We start from the raw sequence: 820 nt of genomic DNA, 5'->3' as shown, positions 1-820 counted from the left end.
CGGGCACCCGCTCGGCGGCGACCTCCAGGGCCGGGACCTGTTGTCCCGCTTGCTGATCGGCTCGCAGCAGACGCTGATGGTCGGCGTGCTCGCCACCTTCCTCGGGCTGATCGGCGGCCTGGTGCTCGGCACCCTCGCCGGCGCGCTCGGCGGCTGGGTCGACTCGCTGGTCATGCGCGCGGTCGACGTGATGCTCTCGATCCCGAGCCTGCTGCTCGCGGTCTCGGTCGGCGTGCTCTTCTCGCCGCCGAACATCTACACGGTGATCGTCGCGGTGGCGATCGTGCAGGTGCCGATCTTCGCGCGGCTGTTGCGCGGATCGATGCTGGCGCAACGGCACAGCGACCACGTGCTGGCGGCGCGCTCGCTCGGGGTGAAGCCCGGGGCGATCGTGTTCCGGCACATGCTGCCGAACTCCCTCGGCCCGGTCATCGTGCAGTCGACCCTGGTGCTCGCGGTCGCGATCATCGACGCGGCGGCGCTGTCGTTCCTCGGCCTCGGCAACCCCGACGACTCCGTTCCGGAGTGGGGCCAGATGCTCGGCACCTCGCAGCAGGTCTTCGACAGCCATCCCAACCTGGCGTTCTGGCCAGCGGGCTGCATCATCGTGGTCGCGCTCGGCTTCACGCTGATGGGCGAGGCGCTGCGCGAGGCGCTCGACCCCAAGAACAGGCGGTGATTTCCCTTGGCACTGCTTGAGGTTCGCGATCTCAGCGTCGTGTTCCAGCGCAAGGGCGAGGAGCCCTTCACCGCTGTCGACGGCGTCAGCTTCGACGTGGAGCCCGGCCAGACGGTCGGGCTGGTCGGTGAGTCCGGCTGC

General features: G+C 69.8%; 1 protein-coding gene and 1 pseudogene. Both read left to right on the top strand.

The features are described from left to right. On the top strand, positions 1 to 679 hold a 679-nt coding region (locus CCN37_RS32560), incomplete at its 5' end, for an ABC transporter permease (protein WP_086828338.1). 6 nt (positions 680 to 685) lie between these two features. Then, positions 686 to 820: pseudogene (locus CCN37_RS41750) on the top strand (ABC transporter ATP-binding protein); the annotation flags it as partial.

It is taken from the genome of Allokutzneria sp. NRRL B-24872 (assembly GCF_002155965.1).
Lineage (GTDB): Bacteria > Actinomycetota > Actinomycetes > Mycobacteriales > Pseudonocardiaceae > Allokutzneria.
Note: the sequence above shows the minus strand (reverse complement) of the source record. Positions and strands in the feature narration are given on the sequence as shown.